This is a genomic window from Paraburkholderia rhizosphaerae (assembly GCF_004366595.1).
GTDB lineage: Bacteria > Pseudomonadota > Gammaproteobacteria > Burkholderiales > Burkholderiaceae > Paraburkholderia > Paraburkholderia rhizosphaerae.
Map to the genome: position 1 here is coordinate 41,288 of NZ_SORE01000033.1, position 20,304 is coordinate 61,591.

18 protein-coding genes and 1 pseudogene are annotated in these 20,304 nt (G+C 59.2%); 11 read left to right on the forward strand and 8 right to left on the reverse strand.

What is annotated here, in order from left to right:
* Positions 1-13: 13 nt before the first annotated feature.
* The gene (fusA, locus tag BX592_RS29900) at positions 14-2,065 is read right to left on the reverse strand and encodes an elongation factor G (RefSeq protein ID WP_134196903.1); all 2,052 of its coding nucleotides are present in this window, start codon (positions 2,063-2,065) and stop codon (positions 14-16) included.
* 302 nt (positions 2,066-2,367) lie between these two features.
* On the opposite strand from fusA, the gene BX592_RS29905 reads away from it, so the two are divergent.
* Together BX592_RS29905 and BX592_RS29910 are read left to right on the forward strand one after the other, a co-directional pair.
* Entirely contained in the window at positions 2,368-3,357 is a 990-nt protein-coding gene (locus BX592_RS29905) for a 2-keto-3-deoxygluconate permease (RefSeq protein ID WP_134196904.1), read from the forward strand.
* Positions 3,358-3,486: 129 nt separating this feature from the next.
* On the forward strand, positions 3,487-4,494 hold the full coding sequence (locus BX592_RS29910) for a zinc-dependent alcohol dehydrogenase family protein (protein WP_134196905.1): 1,008 nt from the start codon (positions 3,487-3,489) through the stop codon (positions 4,492-4,494).
* A gap of 142 nt (positions 4,495-4,636) precedes the next feature.
* Here BX592_RS29910 and BX592_RS29915 read toward each other — a convergent pair whose 3' ends face one another.
* Positions 4,637-5,821, reverse strand: a complete 1,185-nt coding sequence (locus tag BX592_RS29915) for a sensor histidine kinase (protein WP_243849799.1) — start codon at positions 5,819-5,821, stop codon at positions 4,637-4,639.
* A 155-nt stretch (positions 5,822-5,976) separates the two neighbouring features.
* Between BX592_RS29915 and BX592_RS29920 the strand changes: the two genes are divergently transcribed.
* The 5 genes from BX592_RS29920 (at position 5,977) to BX592_RS29940 (ending at position 10,071) form a co-directional block, all read left to right on the forward strand.
* Positions 5,977-6,582, forward strand: a complete 606-nt coding sequence (locus BX592_RS29920) for a LysE family translocator (RefSeq protein ID WP_134196906.1) — start codon at positions 5,977-5,979, stop codon at positions 6,580-6,582.
* A 213-nt stretch (positions 6,583-6,795) separates the two neighbouring features.
* Positions 6,796-8,055, forward strand: coding sequence for an MFS transporter (locus BX592_RS29925; RefSeq protein ID WP_134196907.1), 1,260 nt, complete (start codon positions 6,796-6,798; stop codon positions 8,053-8,055).
* Positions 8,056-8,160: 105 nt separating this feature from the next.
* Positions 8,161-8,736: a hydrolase gene (locus BX592_RS29930; RefSeq protein ID WP_134196908.1), complete on the forward strand. Its 576-nt coding sequence runs from the start codon at positions 8,161-8,163 to the stop codon at positions 8,734-8,736.
* 552 nt (positions 8,737-9,288) lie between these two features.
* Positions 9,289-9,489, forward strand: a complete 201-nt coding sequence (locus BX592_RS29935) for a DUF2905 domain-containing protein (RefSeq protein WP_134196909.1) — start codon at positions 9,289-9,291, stop codon at positions 9,487-9,489.
* 102 nt (positions 9,490-9,591) lie between these two features.
* Positions 9,592-10,071 (forward strand): RidA family protein, encoded by a 480-nt coding sequence (locus BX592_RS29940; RefSeq protein ID WP_134196922.1) that lies wholly within the window; start codon positions 9,592-9,594, stop codon positions 10,069-10,071.
* 32 nt (positions 10,072-10,103) lie between these two features.
* Here the strand turns inward: BX592_RS29940 and BX592_RS29945 are convergent, their stop codons facing one another.
* From BX592_RS29945 to BX592_RS29960, 4 genes are all read right to left on the reverse strand, one after another.
* A complete protein-coding gene (locus BX592_RS29945) occupies positions 10,104-11,165 on the reverse strand; it encodes a class I SAM-dependent methyltransferase (RefSeq protein ID WP_134196910.1) in 1,062 nt (353 codons plus the stop codon).
* Between the two features lie 192 nt (positions 11,166-11,357).
* Positions 11,358-12,377: a helix-turn-helix domain-containing protein gene (locus BX592_RS29950; RefSeq protein ID WP_134196911.1), complete on the reverse strand. Its 1,020-nt coding sequence runs from the start codon at positions 12,375-12,377 to the stop codon at positions 11,358-11,360.
* Positions 12,378-12,671: 294 nt separating this feature from the next.
* On the reverse strand, positions 12,672-13,583 hold the full coding sequence (locus BX592_RS29955; RefSeq protein WP_166676506.1) for a helix-turn-helix domain-containing protein: 912 nt from the start codon (positions 13,581-13,583) through the stop codon (positions 12,672-12,674).
* 406 nt (positions 13,584-13,989) lie between these two features.
* A complete protein-coding gene (locus BX592_RS29960; RefSeq protein WP_134196913.1) occupies positions 13,990-15,102 on the reverse strand; it encodes a hypothetical protein in 1,113 nt (370 codons plus the stop codon).
* Positions 15,103-15,329: 227 nt separating this feature from the next.
* On the opposite strand from BX592_RS29960, the gene BX592_RS29965 reads away from it, so the two are divergent.
* Together BX592_RS29965 and BX592_RS29970 are read left to right on the forward strand one after the other, a co-directional pair.
* Entirely contained in the window at positions 15,330-16,775 is a 1,446-nt protein-coding gene (locus BX592_RS29965) for a flagellin N-terminal helical domain-containing protein (RefSeq protein WP_134196914.1), read from the forward strand.
* Positions 16,776-17,198: 423 nt separating this feature from the next.
* Entirely contained in the window at positions 17,199-18,119 is a 921-nt protein-coding gene (locus tag BX592_RS29970) for a helix-turn-helix domain-containing protein (RefSeq protein WP_166676507.1), read from the forward strand.
* Positions 18,120-18,245: 126 nt separating this feature from the next.
* On the opposite strand, the gene BX592_RS29975 is transcribed toward BX592_RS29970, so the two are convergent.
* The gene (locus BX592_RS29975; RefSeq protein WP_134196916.1) at positions 18,246-18,551 is read right to left on the reverse strand and encodes a DUF4148 domain-containing protein; all 306 of its coding nucleotides are present in this window, start codon (positions 18,549-18,551) and stop codon (positions 18,246-18,248) included.
* 128 nt (positions 18,552-18,679) lie between these two features.
* Between BX592_RS29975 and BX592_RS29980 the strand changes: the two genes are divergently transcribed.
* Together BX592_RS29980 and BX592_RS29985 are read left to right on the forward strand one after the other, a co-directional pair.
* Complete coding sequence (locus tag BX592_RS29980) at positions 18,680-18,931, forward strand: hypothetical protein (protein ID WP_134196917.1); 252 nt, start codon at positions 18,680-18,682, stop codon at positions 18,929-18,931.
* Positions 18,932-19,025: 94 nt separating this feature from the next.
* Positions 19,026-19,376 (forward strand): annotated as a pseudogene (locus BX592_RS29985) (DUF2278 family protein); the annotation flags it as partial.
* A gap of 82 nt (positions 19,377-19,458) precedes the next feature.
* On the opposite strand, the gene BX592_RS29990 reads toward BX592_RS29985, so the two are convergent.
* Positions 19,459-20,091 (reverse strand): LysE family translocator, encoded by a 633-nt coding sequence (locus BX592_RS29990; RefSeq protein WP_134196923.1) that lies wholly within the window; start codon positions 20,089-20,091, stop codon positions 19,459-19,461.
* Positions 20,092-20,304 lie beyond the last annotated feature (213 nt).

The following is a 20,304-nucleotide window of genomic DNA, read 5'->3' on the forward strand; positions in this document are numbered from 1 at the left end:
ATCCGCATTGCGCTTATGCGGCGCCGTCATCGCCCTGTTTCCTGTGTTTCGACACGATTCGCTCCTGCTGTGCGGGAAGTACCGGGTCATAGTGACTGAGCTGAATGCTGTAGTTGCCGTGTCCGCCGGCAATCGCATTCAGGCGCGATTGATAGTCGTTGAGCTCCGATAGCGGCACCTGTCCGACGACGACCACAGCATTGCCAGTGGCTGCGCGTGTGCCGTGCACCTGGCCGCGTCGCGCGGACAGATCGCCGATGATGTCGCCCATCGTGGTTTCCGGCGTCATCACTTCGATATCCACGATCGGCTCGAGCAGCACGGGCTGCGCTTTCATGACCGCATCGATAAACGCCTTGCGACCGGCGGACACGAATGCGACTTCCTTCGAGTCGACCGGGTGGCTCTTGCCGTCGAACACGGTGACACGCACGTCCTGCATCGGAAAGCCGCCAAGCGGTCCGCTGTCGATAACCTGCTGGACGCCTTTTTCCACCGCCGGAATGAACTGGCCCGGAATCGCGCCGCCCTTGACGACATCGACGAACTCAAAGCCTGTGCCGCGCGGCAGTGGCTCGATGCGTAGCATCACTTCGCCGAATTGTCCGGCGCCGCCAGTTTGTTTCTTGTGGCGGCAATGCCCTTCTGCCTTCGCGCCAATGGTTTCCCGATACGCGATGGTCGGCGGATGCGTGACGACTTCGAGCTTGTACTGGTCGGATAGCCGCTCGAGCATCAGGCGCAGGTGCAACTCGCCGAGGCCTCGCACGACTGTTTCGTTGGTGCCGACCGGGTGTTCGATCCGCAGACATGGGTCTTCCGCACTGAGCTTTTGCAGAATCTCCCAGAGGCGCTGTTCGTTGCCGCGGCGCGCGGGCTCGATCGCCAGACCGTAGATGGCCGTTGGGAAATGAAGCGGCGTCAGGTGAATGTTGCCGTCTTCGGGCGCGTCATGCAGCACGGTATCGAAGCCGATCTCGTCGACCTTCGCTGTCGCGCAGATGTCGCCCGGGCCGGCTTGCGTGACGTCGACGTGATCTTTGCCCTGCAGCATCATCAGATGCGCGACCCGGAATGGCTGGCGCCGGTCACCGATATATAGCTGGCTGTCGCGCCGGATTGTGCCCTGATGGATGCGAAACACGGCCATTTTGCCGATGTAAGGGTCCACGACGATTTTGAATGCGTGCGCCAATACATGCTTGTCGGTGACCGGTTCGGCGCGCACCACTTCCTTGCGACCGCCGTTGTCGCGATAGAACAGCGGTGGATTGCCTTCAGTGGGTGCGGGCAGGAGCCGGACGAACACGTCGAGCAATTCGGCGATGCCTGCGCCGTTGGCCGCCGATGTGAAACAGATTGGCACCAGGTGACCTTCGCGCAGCGCCCGTTCGAACGGCTCGTGCAATTGCTCCGGGCTGATTGCCTCGCCTTGCTCGAGGTACAGATCCATCAGCGCCGGGTCGATTTCGATCACCTGATCGACAAGGGTATTGTGCACCGCCGCAACCGACAGGCAATCGGCATCGCCGGCCGGGTTGAAAAAGCAGTCCACCACCTGACTGCCACCTTGCGCGGGCAGATTGATCGGCAGGCATCGCTTGCCGAAGGCAGTCTGGATTTGCGTGACGAGCCCCGTCAGGTCGACCTTTTCCCGATCGATGCCATTCACGATGATCATTCTGCAGAGCTTGCGTTCTTCGGCCCGAGTCATCATGTGGCGCGTCGTCATTTCAATGCCGTTTTGCGCATTGATGACGATCGCGGCAGTCTCCACCGCGGGCAGCGCGCTGATCGACTGGCCGGAAAAGTCCGGATATCCAGGCGTATCCAGCATATAGATGCGCGTGTTCCGGTAGTGCAGGTGGACAACGGCGGAATTCAGCGAGTGGTGATATTTGCGCTCGAGCGGATCGAAATCGCAGACTGTCGTGCCGCGCTCCACGCTGCCGGGCGTGTGTACCGCGCCGCCCCGATGCAGCAGCGCTTCGACAAGCGATGTTTTGCCGCATCCCGCATGCCCGAGGAGGGCAACGGTGCGAATGGCGTCGGGACCGTACTGCATGAGCGCCCCCATCCAGTGTTGTACGTAGGCCATTATTGGCGAAAAAGGGCGGGTGCGCCAGGCGTAATCGTGCGCTTCGTGGGCGTGTCCACGTTTATTCGAAACATGGGGCGATCGCGGCACGGGCCATGCGATGGCTGACGCGCATGCACAAGATGATCGATGAACAGCCGTTCGGGTCATGGACAAACTGGCCCGACCAATTTGCGTCATGCCGAACACGCAACCACCATACGCGACCAATGACAGTAGCGCGCTGGACCGCCAACCGCGGAGGCGCCGTTCGACAGAGACAAACCGATATGAAGATCAAGGCAGCGATTGAGAAATTCCCCGGCGGCATGATGGTCATCCCGTTGCTGTGGGGCAGCCTGCTTAACACCTATTTCCCGCACGTCCTTACAATCGGCAGCTTTTCGACATCGCTTGCCCATGGTGCGCTGCCTATCCTTGCGGTGTTCTTCGTTTGCATGGGCGCGGAAATTCAGTTGAAAACCGCACCGCGCGCGCTGAAGAACGGCGCTGCCATCACGATATCGAAGCTTGCAAGCGGTGTCGCGGTGGGCCTGCTCGTCAGCTATGTGTTCAAGGGCAAGCCCGTATTCGGGCTGTCGGGCATGGTGATCATCGCGGCGATGACCAATGCGAACATGGGACTTTACGCTGCGCTAACGAAACAGTTCGGCGATGAAGTGGACCGCGGGGCGCTCGCTGTACTGTCCATTCTGGAAGGTCCGTTCATCACGATGGTCGCGCTTGGCGTGTCTGGGCTTGCGAAGATCCCGTTTATCGAGTTGCTGGCGACGATCCTGCCGATTCTGATCGGCGTGGTGCTCGGCAACCTCGACCGCAATATGCGTACGTTTCTCAAGTCCGGAGGCGACCTGCTGATTCCGTTCTTCGCATTCGGCCTTGGTGCGCAGATCAACCTCCATGCGATTCTCGCGGCCGGCGCGTCGGGTATTGTGCTGGGCCTGATTACGCTGATATTCGGCGGCATTGTGAATGTAATCGCGTCCCGGCTTGCTGGTGGGTCCGGCGTTGCCGGCGTCGCGGTGTCGACCACGGCGGGAAATGCGGTTGCGACACCGACCGCGCTCGCGGCGGTGGATCCGCATCTCGCCTCGCTGATCGCGGTTGCGACACCTCAAATTGCGGCATCGACGATCGTGACATCGCTGCTTACCCCGCTGTTGACCGCGTTGTACGCGAAGAAATTTAAAGGGCGTCAAAAAGCGCAGGACGATAAGCAGGCGGTGCTACCGCTCGCCGAGCCCGCAGACGCTGTCTGAATCATCGCCAGTAGCGGCGCCGCTCACGCGTTCTTGCGGTAAACGACGTACGCTCGGACAATCGCTTCATCGCAGTAATGCCGCGTATGGTTCGCGGCTCTCCTACCCCCTCACCGAGGAACTGTTTCGATGAAAGCGATTACCTTGCGCCAACCTGCTGGTCTGGATCAACTCCAACGGGTCGAGCTTGCCGAGCCCGGCGAACCCGGACCCGGCGAAATCCGCGTGCGCATTCACGCGAGCTCGCTGAATTTCCATGATCTGGGCGTCGTCACCGGGCGGATGCACTGCGCCGATGGCCGCATTCCAATGTCGGATGGCGCGGGCGTCGTCGAAGCAATCGGCGAAGGCGTCGATGAATTCGCGGTCGGCGACGCGGTCGTATCCACCTTCTTTCCAACCTGGCTGGACGGCGGCCCGACGCTGTCGGACTTCGCGACCGTGCCGGGCGACGGCGTCGACGGCTATGCGCGCGAGCGCGTCGTTCGACCCGCACACTGGTTCACGCATGCGCCGCGCGGATACAGCCATGCGGAGGCGGCGACGCTGACAACAGCCGGACTGACCGCATGGCGCGCGCTTGTCGTCGACGCGCAGGTGAAGGCAGGCGATAGCGTGCTCGTGCTCGGCACCGGCGGCGTGTCGATCTTCGCGCTGCAGTTTGCGAAGCGGATGGGCGCGACGGTGATCGCGACGTCGTCGTCTGACGAGAAGATCGAGCGCGTTCGCGCACTGGGCGCCGATCATACGATCAACTACCGGCGCGATACGGACTGGGCTGCCACGGTGCGCGACTTCACGAATGGCCGTGGGGTCGATCTGGTCGTCGAAGTAGGCGGCCCCGACACGCTGCCGCAGTCGATCAGTGCGTGCCGCACGGGCGGTCATATCGCGCTGATCGGTGTGCTCACCGGGGTCGCAGGTCCGGTGCCCACGGCCGACTTCATGCGCAGACAGCAGACATTGCAAGGGTTGATCGTCGGTAGCCGCAGCCAGCAACGCGATATGGTGCGTGCGCTCGACGCGACGGGCATCAAGCCGGTGATCGATCGCACGTTCCCGCTCGATGAAATTGCCGATGCGTTTGCCCATCAGGCAGCGGGCAAGCATTTCGGCAAGCTGTGTCTGTCGATCTGATTGGCGGGGCCATCCGGCGATAAACGGCGCGCCTGCGGGTGCGCCGCGCACGCGCGTTATGCAAGCTTGCGGTAACGCGGGTGACGAGCGGGCAGACGAGCGCCGCTCGAAAATAGCTTTTCACGGTATGTGCCAAAAGGGCTCAACCGGTCGCGATGTCCGCAACCGGAAGCGTGAAATAAAAGCGCGCGCCACCATGAGCCGATCCCGCATCCGCGGCGATTTTCCCACCATGCCCTTCGATAATCGAACGGCAAATCGACAAGCCCATACCCATACCGCTTTGCTTAGTCGTGTAGAAGCGTTCGAACAGATGCTCGGCGTGTTCGGGAACGACGCCCGGGCCGCTATCCTCGACCGCGCAACTTACGGTCGTCGCGTTGGGCATCGCAGTCGAGATCGTGATCTTGCGCTGCGGACTGTCGGCCTGTTCTATCGCCTGCATCGCGTTGACCGCGAGATTGACGATTACCTGTTGCACCTGGACGCGGTCGGCCAACACTTTCGGCATGTCTGAAGCGAGCGGGTGGAACGCGCTAACGCCGCGCGACCGAAGTTCAGGTTCGAGAAACACAAGCGCCTCGTCGATCAGCGCGTCGAGCGATACGAGCGTTTGCTCAGGCGTCTGCCGAATCGCCATGCGGCGAATGCGGTCGATGATCTCCGCTGCGCGTTGCGCTTCAGCGAGCATGCGCGTGGTCGCGTCGCGCGCCTCAACCAAGTTCGGCGCCGGTTCGCCGAGCCAGCGCAGTTCGGCCTGCCCATTGATCGAGATCGCGGTGAGCGGCTGCTTCAACTCATGGGCGATCGACGCCGCGAGCTCGCCCAGCATCGAGATGCGCGCGGCGTGCGCAAAATCCGCCTCTGCGCGCCGCAGCGCTTCCTCCGCACGTTGACGGGCAGCGAGAATTGCCATTCCTGCATGGACCAGGCCCGCGACCACCAGCAGCATGCCAGCGGTGAAAAAGCGATTGGCCCAGTCGATCGTGATGATGGTTTGATTACCTGCAGGTCCACTTCGGATCGTCAGGATCACGACCGATAGCGCGGCGACCACCACCGCACCGCTCCACAGCCATCGGGTAGACCGGGTCCACGCGAGGACGATGACGACGAACAGATACAGCTTCGCGACGTTAAGCGGGACCGGCAGATAGCAGTCCAGTACGAAAGTGAAAAGCGTGAGCGCAGCGGCCAGGATCATCGCCTGCTTTGGCGAGACCTTCAAAACGTTCCACTTTTTTCGGAGTCCGCCGCCGAAACTGGACGCAAGCCCAATGCGTTCCGTGACCTGATGAATGCGAGCCCCTACCGTCTGATTCAGCACGGTTGTCGCTCCTTCCGATGAGACGGGCGCGCGACGCACCTCGAACGCTCCATAATACCCTTGTTCTAGCGCATTTTATGCCGCGTGAATCTAAACCTTGCGATCAAACTGCCGATATCCGATAGATTCACCTCCGTTCATAGCCACACCGACCGATGGTTTCGAATTCCAGTGCTGTGCTGTTTTTGACGGGCATCGTCGTGGTGCTGATCATGCCGGGTCCGACCAACACCTTGCTGGCAGCCGCTGGATTAAGGCTTGGTTTCAGGCGCGCCGCGCGGCTGACAGGCGCCGAACTCGCCGGCTACCTCGTGTCGATTACGCTGTGGGGTGTTTCTCTCGCGCAAGTCGCGCATGTCTCGGCGGTATGGCCGAAGCTTGTCCGCCTCGGCTGTTGCATTTACATCGCGTACCTTGCACTTCGAATGTGGCGCAGTGCGGTCGACCTTCCGTCGTCGTCGAAATGGACGATTGGCGTACGCACGATGTTTTGCACGACGCTGCTGAACCCGAAAGCGATTCTGTTCGCGGGCACGATCTTCCCCGCCGTCGCGTTTCAGCGCGTGCCCGCATACTTCGAAGCCATGGCTATATTCGCGACCGTACTCGTTCCAATCGGAATCGGATGGGTCGCGTTCGGCTCCGCGCTGGGTAGCGATCGGCCGATGTTTGTGAAGATCAAACCGGAGCGCGTGCAGCAGTGCGCGTCTGTCGTGCTCGCTACATTCTCCGTTCTGCTCGCGTATTCGCTGTTTCGCTAAGCGATGCGCTCTCGGTTTTTTGTTCCACGCTGAGTTAGAAACACGCCGCATAGAGTGAGTCCTTCACCGGCCGGCCGGTACATTACCGTGCATCGGGCGCAAGCCGGTGATATCGACGATGTATCAATTCCAGCGAATTCCATATTGGACGGATATTCCGTCACGAAGGATCATTTCATATATCGACAAAGCACTTTGACACAGCTGTTGATCATGACACTACAACACAGCGACACGCTAGAACGGGAACGGGTGACCCGATCAACGCCGGCAACGCCTGCATCGGCCACGACGAGCCGGAAAATCGAAGTGGGTACGCCCGCATTCGTGCGAACCAACTGTGCGCTGTTTGCCGCCGGCTTCGCGACTTTCGCATTGCTCTATTGCGTGCAGCCGCTGATGCCGCTGTTTTCGGAAAGCTTTCATGTCAATGCGGCGGGCGCCAGCCTCGCGCTATCGTTGACCACGGGTCTGCTGGCAGTGTCACTGCTGGTGGCCGGCGTGCTGTCCGAGACATGGGGCCGCAAACCGATGATGGTTGCGTCGCTGTTCCTGTCCGCGGTGCTCACGGGCTTGAGTGCGGTCCTGCCTCACTGGCATGCGTTTCTCGTCACGCGTGCGGTAATGGGTGTCGCGCTCAGCGGTTTGCCGGCGGTCGCGATGGCGTATGTCGGCGAAGAGATGGATGCGCGCTCGCTCGGCACCGCGATGGGGTTGTATGTGGGCGGCACCGGTCTGGGCGGCATGACCGGACGTTTGCTGACCGGCGTGATCACCGACCACTGGGGCTGGCGCGCGGCCGTGATGACGATGGCCGTGCTTGCGGTGCTGTCGGCCGTCATTCTGGCGCGCTGCTTGCCGGCATCGCGGCACTTCGTGCGTAGACCACCGCATTTCGGACCGCTCGCCAGAACGTATGCAGTCCAGTTGCGCGACAGCATGCTGCCGTGGCTGTTCGCGGAGGGCTTTGTGGTGGCGGGCTCGTTTGTCACCGTGTACAACTATGTCGGCTATCGGCTCGTCGCGCCGCCGTATTCGCTGAGCCAGACGCAAATCGGCCTGATTTTTGCGGTCTATTTATGTGGAATCGTCAGCTCGGCATGGATCGGCAGTCTGTCGGGATGGCTTGGCCGGCATAAGCTGCTACCCGCGACGCTTGGGCTGATGTTGCTCGGCACGCTTCTTACGCGTGCGGATTCGTTGCCCGTCATCATTCTCGGCGTCGCGGTGTTGACCGTCGGTTTCTTCGGCTCCCATTCGGTCGCAAGTGCGTGGGTGGGGGCGCGTGCGCAGGTCGGCAAGGCCCAGGCCTCGTCGATGTATCTGTTCGCGTACTACGCCGGGTCCAGCGTCGTGGGATCGTTGGGCGGTGTGTTCTGGAGCGCCGATGGATGGTCCGGCGTGACATGGATGACCAGTTCGCTGCTGGTGGTCGCGATTGTCATCGCGCTGCGCTTGCGCGCGACAGTATGAATCGATGCGCGCAGCCAGCGTTGAGTTCGTGAGCCAACCCTCATATACTGTTTCTGAGTATTGCCTCATATTCGAGGCGGCCACGTACTTTCACCGGAAACCATCATGTTGCAGAAAATCGACCCCGACACCACCGCGCTTGTCCTGATCGATCTTCAGCAAGGCATTCTGCCGTTCGGGAAAGCGCCGCGCTCGGGCGAATCGGTGGTGGCGACCTCGGCAACGCTTGCCACGCGCTTTCGTGAAGTGAATGCGCCGGTTGTGATGGTGCGGGTCGGCTGGGGCGCCGATTTCGCCGATGCGCTGAAGCAGCCCGTCGATCAGCCGACGGCGCACGGCGGCCTGCCGTCGAACTGGTGGGATTTCCCGGCCGAACTCGCGGTGAATGAGCGCGACATTCAAATCACGAAGCGCCAATGGGGTGCGTTCTATGGCACCGAGCTTGATCTTCAGTTGCGGCGCCGTGGCATCCGGACCATTGTGCTTGGCGGTATTTCGACGAACATCGGTGTCGAGTCGACGGCCCGCTCCGCGTACGAGCACGGTTACTCGCTGGTGCTGGTCGAGGACGCGATGAGCTGCGGCGCGCCGGAGCATCATCACGCGTCGCTGAATTTTGTTTTCCCGAGGCTCGGCCTCGTGCGGCAATCCAGCGAGGTGCTTGCTGCGCTCGCGGGCTGATTTTCAAAAGCGGTTATTCACAAGCGGATACTCACAAGCGGATACTCACAAGCGGATACTCACAAGCGAGCGGCTCGATGCATGCAACGCGTCGTCGCTCGATATCGACCTGCTTCACACTCGCGCTGCGGCTGCCGCGACACTAAAGGACTGACGATTGGCCGGTGTCCGCGGGCTAGAATGACGCGCATGTCACACACTCAACGGCAGATCGATGCAGTCGGTAAGAAACCAGGTTGTCCGTTCCCGGATGAAACCTTTTTGGGCGGCCGCTTACGTGTTGCTTTCAATATGGACCTTCTGGCCAGTGGCAAGCGTGGTGGCGGCCAATTCCGTCGCTGCCGCTTTTCATTGCCGCCTCAGTGAAGGTGGACCGTCGCCTTGCCATGCTTTCGGTTGGGATATCAGTCACCCACTGTACGTAATGGCCGTCGCTTTCTGGGCGTCGCTGACAACCTTACCCACCGGCATACCGCTAATCCTGCTCGTGGCGGCCGCGCATCTCTGCACGACATTGATGCGCCGGCGTCAATCCCGTCTGAACTCGCGCTGATGAACCGTGTGCTGATCGTTGCCGGCATTCTTTGCATCCTCGCTGGACTGGGATGGCGTTGGCTTGCTCGCATTCCGTTCGGTCGGCTGCCGGGCGATATTCATATCGTCCGCGAAGGATTCAGCTTCCATTTCCCGATTGTCACGTGCATTGTGATTTCAATCGTGATCTCAGCGGTGCTATGGCTATTGCGGCGTTAATCGCCGCTTCGCCCGGCAATGCACACGCATCGTGGCGCGGGTGCGAAACCCCTTACAATGGTCTTCATCGAAACCAGCGCTTCCCGAACGCGAGCCGACATGATGACCCGAGACGAAAAGTTGCAGATGCTTGCCGCTGAATTGGGCTTTCCGCTGGATGCGGAAATCAAGGTTGGCGGGAAGTACACGCCGATTCTGGTAGATGGCGACCTTGCGTATATCGCCGGTCAGATTCCGAGAGTCGGTGATCAGATTCGTTACATCGGCACAGCCGGAGAAACGATCACGCTGGAAGATGCACGGTCCGCAGCCGCGATCTCCGCGGTGCGCGCACTCGCTCTTGTCAGGAACGTTTGCAGTAGCCTCGATGCGATCGTCGCTACTCCCAGAATCAATGTGTTTGTACGCAGCGCGCCTGCTTTTACCGAGCAAAGCGAGGTCGCCGACGGCGCGTCCAATGTCCTTGCAACGGTCCTCGGCGACGCGGGCACGCATACGCGTACCTCAGTGGGCGTGTTGCAATTGCCAAAAGGCGCGGTGGTCGAGATCGATTTTTGCTTCCGGATTCGTGCGACCCGTTAGCGGCAATGCGTTTGAGTCTGACGGCTGCCTGATCACGCTTGTGCCTGAAAAACAAGGTTAAACGGCGTTTGCGTTGCGCGCCTGAAGCGGGTGAAGCCGCCCGCGGTCACAACTTCCCTGAGCCTCGCTTCACCGGCCTGAGCACCCAACGCCTTTCTGCCTTCCTGGGACAACGATGCGGGTGTGCAGACCATCGTGGATGCCGAGTAAAACACACGCCCAACCGGATTCAGATTGTCTTCGAGCCGGTCGTGCGCAAACGGTTCGACGATCATCCATGTGCCATTGGCCTTTAACGAACGCAGCACGTGCACGGCAGCGCCCGTCGGGTCGCCCATGTCATGCAGGCAATCGAAGAACGTGACGAGGTCGTAGTCTGCCCCAGGATATTGCTGTGCGCTGGCCACTTCGAATGTGACGCGATCGCCAACGCCGGCTTCATCAGCCAACTCCCGTGCTCGCTGGACAGACGGCTCGTGATAGTCGAAGCCGACAAACGTCGCGTGCGGATAGGCTTGCGCCATCAGAACCGTCGACGTGCCGTGCCCGCAGCCGACATCGGCCACTCTGGCGCCACGGTCTTTCAGTATCGATTCGACACCATCGAGCGCGGGAATCCATTCACTAATCAGATGCGCGGCATAGCCCGGACGAAAGAACCGCTCGGTGCCCCTGAATAGCGATTCATGATGTTGATGCCAGCCGACTCCAAGTCCAGTACGGAAAGCGGCTTCGAGTTTCGGCAATGCGCGAAACAGCGCTTCGGCGCAGTCGCAAAAGCCAGGGACGAAAGTCGGGCTTGTCTCGTCGGCAAAGCACATCGCCATTTCGTTTTCTAGCTGATAGCGGGCGGTCGGCGCGTCGTAACTGACGAAGCCTGATGCGGCTTGCGCGGCAAGCCATTCTCGAACGTAGCGCTCGGCGAGACCTGTGCGTTCGGCGAGCTGCGCGGAAGTCATCCAGCCCTGTTCGGCCATCGCCTTGTAGAGGCCGAGCCGGTCACCTAGAGCAATGAGCGGCGCCGACGCAACTGCGCCAAACTCTCCGACCATCCGCGCCATAAAATCCTGAACCCTCTGTTCGTCGTAGCGCATGGGTGATCTCCTTAACGAAAACAGATTTGATTGGACGAAAGGGGGTCTTGCGATGCTGGAATGTGTAGGCTTCCTATCGAGCCGGTTGAGACTCCATTCCTGAAGAGTATAGGTGACGCAAACGCGGGTGAAAGAAGATTGTCGGGTACTGATAGTGATGCCTGCGCGAATTCAATGGTGCGCGTTCGTTCATCATCGCGACTGCGTGCGACGTGATGGCCGTGGCGTCTCGGCGTTCGTCGCATTCCACATCCGCTCCTCGTCGGACGCACCGCCGCGTGTCGTGTTGCGATCTGCCGCATACTCACGCGGCGTCATGTCATAGCGTTTCTTGAATTCTCGACTAAAGTGGGCCGCGTCCGAAAAGCCGTATCGGCACGCAATCTCCTGAATCTTGCGGTGCGGTGTGCTCGCGAGCAGCCGCGCGGCATGCTCGATGCGCAATAACCACGCATAGCGCATCGCCGACATTCCATTGGCTTGCAGCGCGCGCGTCAGTGTTCTGGTCGACACGTTCAGTTCGGTTGCGATGCTCGCAACGCTGAGATCCGGGTCGCCAATCCTGCGTGCTATCAGCTGTTTCGCGCGCAGCGCCGTGATGCAAGCCGATTGGTTCGAGCCGGGTCGGTTGCCGTCCTCCAGCAGCGCGTTCATCAGATCCAGACACTGGTCGCCGAGCCGTGCGAGCAGCGCCTCGTCTACGCTACCGGCCTGCGAGGCCAAATAAAGCACGAACTCGCGGACCGCGCGGACATCGGGCGATGCGGGATCCGGGCGGCGGACTGCTGGAAAGCGGTCGCGAAGTCCGCGCTCGCGCAATGCCGACCTCTGGACATAGAGTACCGACAAACTCGCCGATTCACGAACTGACTCGTCGTAGCGAGTCAGTGGATCTATCAGCGCGATGTCTCCCGATTCGAGGCGCATCAATTGTCCGCATTGTTCGATCCAGATTGTGCCGCGGGTCACGATTTGCACATACAAATGCTCGTGATTCCAGGTGTTAGCATGTTTGAGTGGCGAGACGGTTTGCCACACCACATCCAGCTTCGCGATGTCAGTGCTGCCCGCAGGGGCGGTGTATTTCGTGGATTTGCCAAAGTGTGAGGGATCGAACCGGCACCTTAAGCCTTGCCTCGCCATCGCTTCAATCCACGCGTTCCGGCACATGGGCACGTTATTCCAGATATTTTCGCAAAACCGCTCGCTCACAGCCGTACATTCCCTTTTTCGAAACAGATGGTATGTCTACCTACGATATTGCGGTTTCGAACGGGAGTGAACCAAGCCCTTGCTGAGTTGCGCACATCGCTAGCCAGGCTTCCTCTACGGGTCCTTAACCATTTCTTTCCTGATTCTTAATGGCTGGTTACGGGCGCTCACGAAAGCGTCGCTTCGCATTGGAAACAATCTAACTATCAGCGATAGCGTAGCGAGATTCGTGTAACAGTGCAATTCTCATGGAAATGAGAAAGCGCTTTAGGACGGACGTCGCAACGACTGCGATCAAGCATCGCGTTCGTCGGTAGGTGAGGTTGGGTGATTTGCTCCGTCATGCTTACCGGCCGTCCCGGCACTTTGACAATCCGTTGGACTTTTGCCGTATTGCTTCTTGAAAGCCATGCTGAAGTGCACCGCACTAACAAACCCACATTGCCACGCGACATCGCTGATCCGAACGCGAGCACCACTACTAGTCAAAATTTTCTTCGCCCTTTCAAGCCGTGTCTGCAGCAGATGTCTCATGACCGAAGACCCATCGCGCTCAAAGAGCCTTGCGAGATAACGTCGTGAAATACCCGTCGCGCGGGCGATCATGTCCGGATCAAGGTCCTCGTTTCCGATGTTGCGCTCAATGAAGCGCTTGACCTTTCTTAGCATGACATCTGAGCTTAGCAGGCGCTTCGGTGCCGAAGCGTCGTCCGAAAGAATCTCCATCAGGTCCGTCAGATGATCGGCCACCAGTGTGCTGCAGTGCGGGCTGCAACGTTCGCCGTAAGCCGACGTCGCGGCCAGCAGCGATCTCAGCAACGTAACATCAGCCGAGGTCGAGGCTGGCAGGAACATCTCGTGACCGGACACTGCCTTTGCTCTACGCGCAAGGGAAGTTTTCGGCACACGCAAGATCACACCGCGAGAATGTCCAGGTGACGTCTGCGTATAAGGGATGCTGGCGTCCAGCAGAAGCAATGAGGATTCCGTAAGCTGAACCGATACCCCTTCCTGCTCAATTTCGACGATGCCACTCTCAATCAGGAAAATGACGATCGTGTTCCTCCGCCAACTATCGACTCCCGGCTCGGGTCTCCATATCCATCGCTGACGAGACAGATCTAAGGCTTCAAACCTCAAATCGCCCATTAGCCATGAAGTCGTGAGCAGTTCCCGATCTTCGCCATGAGTGAACTCACACTCCATACTCCAGCTTCTACGTACCAGGTCACGCCACTCCTGCTCGGTCGTGGCACGCTTGTGTCTGAGGGCGTACGTCGCGAAATGCATAAAAAGGTGTGATTCGAAGTTACAGTAACAATTGCTCGTGTTCCAGAATCCTGAGTTTGGTCGGGAGAGAAACCTCCGCTATGCGAAACAACTTTCGTTGGCACATGACAGCACGTGACTCGTCGTCGATATAGCGTGTCCGCGGGCACGCGCTCGCGGTTCGCCATCCAGCAATGGGTATGCATCAATTCTTTCCAGGAAGTTTATGCGTCGTGCCGCGGATCATGTATGACCCGATGGTCATGCTTGTTGACCGGATAGGCGGAAGACCCCAACTATCCGGTACGGCACTTCAGGTTTCGTACCTACGGTGCTGTGAAGGTCAGCCTCGATCTTTGAATGCTTGTTCAAGGCATGTCCTTGCACTATCCAAATCAGACTGAGAACCCCAGACGGCGAGAACGGTCGCGCACCTGGCGACCTGCTGGCGATCGAAGCCATCACGTAGCGCTTTATCCCTCACGATTCGCCGTGCGATGCGTGTCGCCGCTGCTTGACAAGCCGTCTCGGCTTTTAGCTTGCCTAGAGTTTCCATGCAGTTAGCGATATGTTTCGGGCTAAGTCGGTCGCATAGCGAAGAATCTGCCGCGAGGCGTCTTGCTAAATGAACGGCTGCTTTTCGACATATTTCGTGTTCTCGCCAATGGCCTAAAGCGTGAAGGCAGACCGCTACATGCCTCGCATTGAGGTTATGTCTCAACGGACCGTCTTCCGATATCCGCGTCGCGAGTCTGAAGCCGGCTGCCCGGCATGGCTCGTCTTCGCTCCATTCTGCTAATGCGCCGATACAGCTTGCGAGACGCGAGCCATTGAGTTGCCGTACCAACGAGTCCTCTGTCGCGATGCGACGCGCCAGGTGCCTGCATACATCCAGACAGGATCGCTCTCTACGCCATTTTCCAAACGCGTTCATGCAACAAGCGACCTCATGCCCATTAAGACGGAGCAGAAATTTGGGATCGTCAAGGAGCAGCCTTGAAAATTGTGCGCCTGCTTGTTGGCACTCGATCTCTTCATGCCATCTGCCAAGTGCGTTTAGACACTCTGCAACGAGACCTTTACTCAGTTGACGCACGCTTAGCCGGTCACCGGCTATTCGGTTCGCGAGGCGCGTAACCGCGGCACGGCACACCGGTTCCTTATCCCACTTCGACAGCGCGCTCAGACAGTGGATGACATGTATGGCGCCGAGCGACTCGACCAGCAGACTATCGGCCACCAGTCGTGCAGCGAATAAAAGCGCTGTTTTGCGGCAGTTTTCCTCTTTCCCGCGTTGCGCAAGCGTCTGCAGACGCTCCGTCAAGTGCGCTCCGTCGAGGGCGTCACCAAGCGCTTTATCGACCTGCGGTTCTTCAAGAAGCGATGCGTCATGCGAAATACTGTTGCGGTTGTCGGGGTGCGTTAGCGGCGCAAGAACAGGTTCTTCATTATTCATTCCAGTCGCTCGATGATGTGCGCGGCGACCGTATCTTGCGGCAACGTCTTGAATGACGCTTCACTCCCAAACCACATTCTCTTATGTTAGCGGGCCATCACCGGCTTCAGCTCTTAACCAATGCGTGCTTTTGCCGTCAACGCGAATGAGGCGGCCGGCAATGAGTGATTGTCACGCCGATCTCGATACTTCGATGATTCCAAGATCAACGCGTCTAAGGAAACCCTATGCTTAGCATTAACACCAATGTGATGTCACTGGTCGCTCAGGAAAACCTGAATGATTCCGGCAATGCACTGTCGCAAGCGATCACCCGTCTGTCGTCGGGTAAGCGCATCAACAGCGCGGCGGACGACGCAGCTGGCCTCGCTATTTCGACTTCGTTGCAAACGCAGATTCTGGGTCTGGACCAGGGCGTGGCCAATGCCAACAACGGCGTGTCGCTGGTGCAAACGGCCAGCACGGCCCTTAACCAGATGACGGTCAGGCTGCAGCGCATTCGTCAGCTCGCCGGCGAGGCGGCGGGCGGCACGCTAACGACGGCCAACCAGGCAGCGCTGCAACAGGAAGTGGCGCAGCAGATTTCGGAGGTGAACCGTATTGCTTCGCAGACACAGTTCAACAGCATCAATTTGCTAACGGGGCAGGCCGGCCTCATTCAAGTTCAAGTTGGCGCGAACGTCGGGCAGACGGTTACGCTCGATCTGAGCCAAGGCGTCTCGGCGGCTTCGCTGGGCACCGGCTTCGTGCAGGCGGGCGATGTGCTCGGGTCGATCACCGGGCTGAACCTGAACGCGAACGGCACGGAAAACACGTCCGGCGGCACCGGCGTGATCAAGCAGATCAACGTTATGTCGAACGGAACGGGTGGCTTCACGTTTACCGACCAGAATGGCAACACCATCTCGACGGCGGCATCGGCGGCCTTGTTCACGATCACGACGACCAACGGTGTGTCGTCGCTGTCGCTGAGCAGTGGTGGTAACAGCGCGCTCGACCCGGCAAACCAGCTGGCCGCTATCGCGGCCGCTTTCAGCTCGGGTGCAGCTGACGGGACGGTATTCGGCACTATTTCGGGTATCAACGTCGACGCCGCAACGGGCTTGAACGCAACTGCAGGTACGGCGAATACGGTCACGTCGATCAGTGTCCAAGCCGACGGGAAAGGTAGTGTCAAATACATCGATCAGAACAACCAGCCGCTCAGTGCAACCGCTCAGGCAGCGCTGTTCGGCGCGACGAGCGCGACGGTTCCGGCCGCGTTTGCCACGGCGCCGACCAGCACGATCGGGTCAAGTGCGGCGGGCGCGCAGCCAGCAGGCAGCGTGCTGGCAACCGTTAACACGTTGAACGTGCCTACGTCGGTTGCGGAGATCGATATCAGCACGACACAAGGCGCGAATAACGCAATCGAGTCGATCGATAACGCTCTTTCCCAACTCAATAACATACAGGCGTCGCTCGGCGCCGCCCAAAACCGTTTCTCGGCGATTGCACAGTCGCAGCAGAACGAGTCGACCGATCTTTCGAGCGCCCAGTCGCAAATCACGGACGCCGACTTCGCACAGGAAACGGCGAACCTGAGCAAGGCGCAAGTGCTCCAGCAGGCCGGCATCTCGGTGGTCGCGCAAGCGAACGCGCAGCCGCAGCAAGTCCTCAAGCTGCTACAGTAAGTACGGAAGTCAACCCGGTAGCGGGTCGCGAACTGCTACCGGTTTTTGCTCGCTGATAGTGCCTGCGTGCCACCTGCGTATTGCAACGCTGAAAAGCGATCTTGCGCGAGGCTGCTGGCAGATCCAGTCAACAAGATTGACCACTGGGTCATACCTGAGCAGGCGCAGCGGAGGTAAATTTTGTCAACACGAGTGATGCAAGAGCGGGTCGGGCAGGGTTGTTCATCCAGCAATTTAGCGCCAGTTCGAGTTGCGCAAAAGCATGCTATTTGAAAGCGCACAGCGCTACATCCATGCACCCGGCCGGCCGGTTTGCTGTCTTGCATGTGATGTCGCGGCAAGGGATAGATTGCGATGAATGACGTTCTTTACGAGAACACCTGGAATGGCACACCGATGTGCGGTGACGCATGGATCGAAGCGATGTCATCGATCGGCCTGCAATACCGGTTCGACTCACCTCACCCTGGTGCATCAACAAACAACTGTGTGCACGTCGGCCAGAGCGCCATCGTGAAGCTCGACATCGCGTGGCAGTCGGCCGTGCCGATCCGGCATCACGGGGGCGGCGGGCATCTGTTTGTGCAAGTTGTGAGAAGCGGCACGAGATGGATAGAACAGCGTAGTGGGCAGATTATGCGGTTCGGACCCGGCGAGGTTGCCGTCGTCGACCCGGAGGTCTGGTACAAGGCTACAGTTCGCGAACGATCGTCGATGTCGGTACTGCGCATTCCGCGCGTAGCGTTGCAGGAGCGCGAACTTAACGACCACTTTCCATTGACCTGTCGCCCGGATCCGGCCTCTCCGGATGTCTGTGCGGTGCGAGACTTCGTGGTGTACGCCTGTTCGCAGGCAGGAAAGGTAAGCGAAGCGATGCTCGCCAAACTCATGGAACAGGTGCTCGATCTGATGGACGTACTAGTCAGCGACCGCCACAGTCCTGCGCCGGGGCGCTCGAACGCTGTTACGGTGCTGCGCGTAAAACAACTGATCGCGCGCCGCATCGGCGACCCGGGCCTGTCTGCGGCAAGCATCGCCGCCGAGTTGAACATGTCGACCCGTAGCCTCTCGCGCGTACTGCATGCCAGCGGGCTGTCTGCGATGCACTTTGCGTGGTCCCTGCGCCTTGAACATGCGGCCCAACTGCTCGTCGGCGTATCGCGAGGGGAGATTCAGACGATTGCATACCGGTGTGGGTTTGCGAGCCCGGCCCACTTCGCCCGCGCGTTCAAGGCACGCTACAACATGACGCCCCGTGACTATGCGGATAGCTACAACACGGTGTGCGGCGACGCGGCTCAACCAGCACCGCTACGCGATGTACCAGGCAAGACAACCTCGTGACATGCCAAGGTCCCTTTGACCGTTGCTTACTTCGTAATCCGGATGGATATGAGTGCCTGCGCCGAACGGGGGCGCAGGACTGTGTTCAACGCCTGCATGTCACGCATGAACGGATGGGTTGCAGCGCTAGCCGTTCGTCGATGAATGGGTGCTGGCAGTCGTGCGTGGCGGCATACAATCTTTCGCGTACTCGGCATTGAGCCGGTTTCGCGCCTCGCCGATATCCGGCGAATAGTTATCGAGCGCCGGACGATAGCCGAACGATTCCAGTTCCGCCAGCTCACGATGCACGTCCGCCGTCGTCGGTGAGCCGTTCGCGACTTTGAACGGGTAGCTATTGCACTCCTTCGGGGTGAGATGCATGGATGCAAAGGTGAGCGAACTTGCCGCCATCAACGCGAGCGGCATCACGCGCAGCACAACTGATTTCATGATTGTCTCCTTCCATAACATGTCATTGAGTCAGCCACGTGTCCTGTCGCCGACTGCCCTTCCAAACTACGCCGGGCGAAGTGTCTGGCGGTGATCAATCGAATTAACGTTTTGTCATCCGTGAGTGCATGGAATTAAACTTCAAGCTTCCAGGTGCTGCGTATCCAGATATGAATTTGCGGGCCAAGGAATTCCTGTCCTTTCCGCGACAACGGCCCGGGTTCTGGCTCGTTGTGATGGTGCTTTATCCGGTGCTGTCGGCGGACGCTATTTCTTTACCGGCGCAGCGTGGTGGCATTGACCGCTGCTTCGGCGCAAACACGCGTGCCCGAAGCGTTACGCGCGTGTCATCAAGTATTGCGGTGAGCCCGATAGAATGACCGGCCGCGGCAGTGCGATCGGCGCATAGTTTGGCTGTCGATTGAATATCACTGTCTTTCGTTCCGGCAATTTTCAATGAGGGTCGCTGCGTTCATGAACGAATACTGCATGTTCAAGGGCAGGCTGCTGCGCGCCGCGCCCTTCAAGGACGGCTATCCGGGTAGCCCGCATTACGTCATCACAGCGACCGGGAACGACAATGTGCCATTCAACATCGTCGTGAATTCGGCTTCGACCGAACCGGGTGAGGACGGGAGTGACGATGTCTACTTCCATGCCAATCAGAATTTTACCGATCCGCTAACGGACAAGTTGAACGCGCTCGATTTCGGCCTCTAGCATAACCGCGACTTCTGGGTGCCGACCGCGTCGAATGTCGTTGTATTCGGATTGGGTTTCCTGTTCTTGCCGAAGAAGGATGGCTTGCACGAAACGCATATGAATCCGTTGCCGGAGTTTATTCGCGGCAGCTAGCGGCGCGACGGTAGATGCGACGGCGACGCTCCCACTAAGAACATCACGCGATCTACACACGCGACGTTAAAAGCCGGATTCCGGCAACGCCGAATACGATCGCGAGACATCCTTCCATCGTGCGACGCATCCGCGAGTACATACGGCGAGCCGAGTCCGTCGAAAACAGCATTGCATAACCGCTAAAGACGATGCACCCGATGACCGCGCAACCGGAAATGACAGCACCTTGCGCAGATCCTGAACGGCTCGCTGACAGGGCGACAATTGAAATCCACACGAGGATGGCTTTCGGATTGGTGAGATGCAGCAAGGCTCCGCGAGCGTAAAAATGCTTCAATGAGCGTGTCTGCGGTGTGTTCGGTGTTGTTACGTCCACATGCGAGAGCGCGGTGCGTCCCGATTTGAACGCTAGCCACAGCAGATACAAGCCACCGAAAATCTTCACTGCGATGATGAACTGGGACCACGCGACAAGGGCTGCCGACACGCCTCGCGCTGCCACTGTCGCCCAGAACATTGAACCTGAAATGACACCAAGGGAAAAGGCCAAGGCGGCTTTCCGCCCATAATGAGCCGCTGTGGAGATGATCGCGAGATTGCTGGGTCCGGGGCTCGCGGTACCCACCAGATACGTGGCGTACGCCAGCAGCAGGTTTGCGGAAAAGAGGGTATTTCCAGTCATCTGGAATCTCAGGATGGCAGAAGTCCTGAGATTGCCGAAGGATGGGCGCCGCACGCCATAGACAATTGCCCGGCGTTTCGCCGGGCCGGTTGCATCCATAGTCGCCTAGATCATGTAAAGATCGACGTATTCATTCACCGGCATCGCTTCGAGCGTTGCCTGGTCCAGCGACACGTTGAGAATCGCCTGTTGTTGTTTCACCGGGAAACGCCG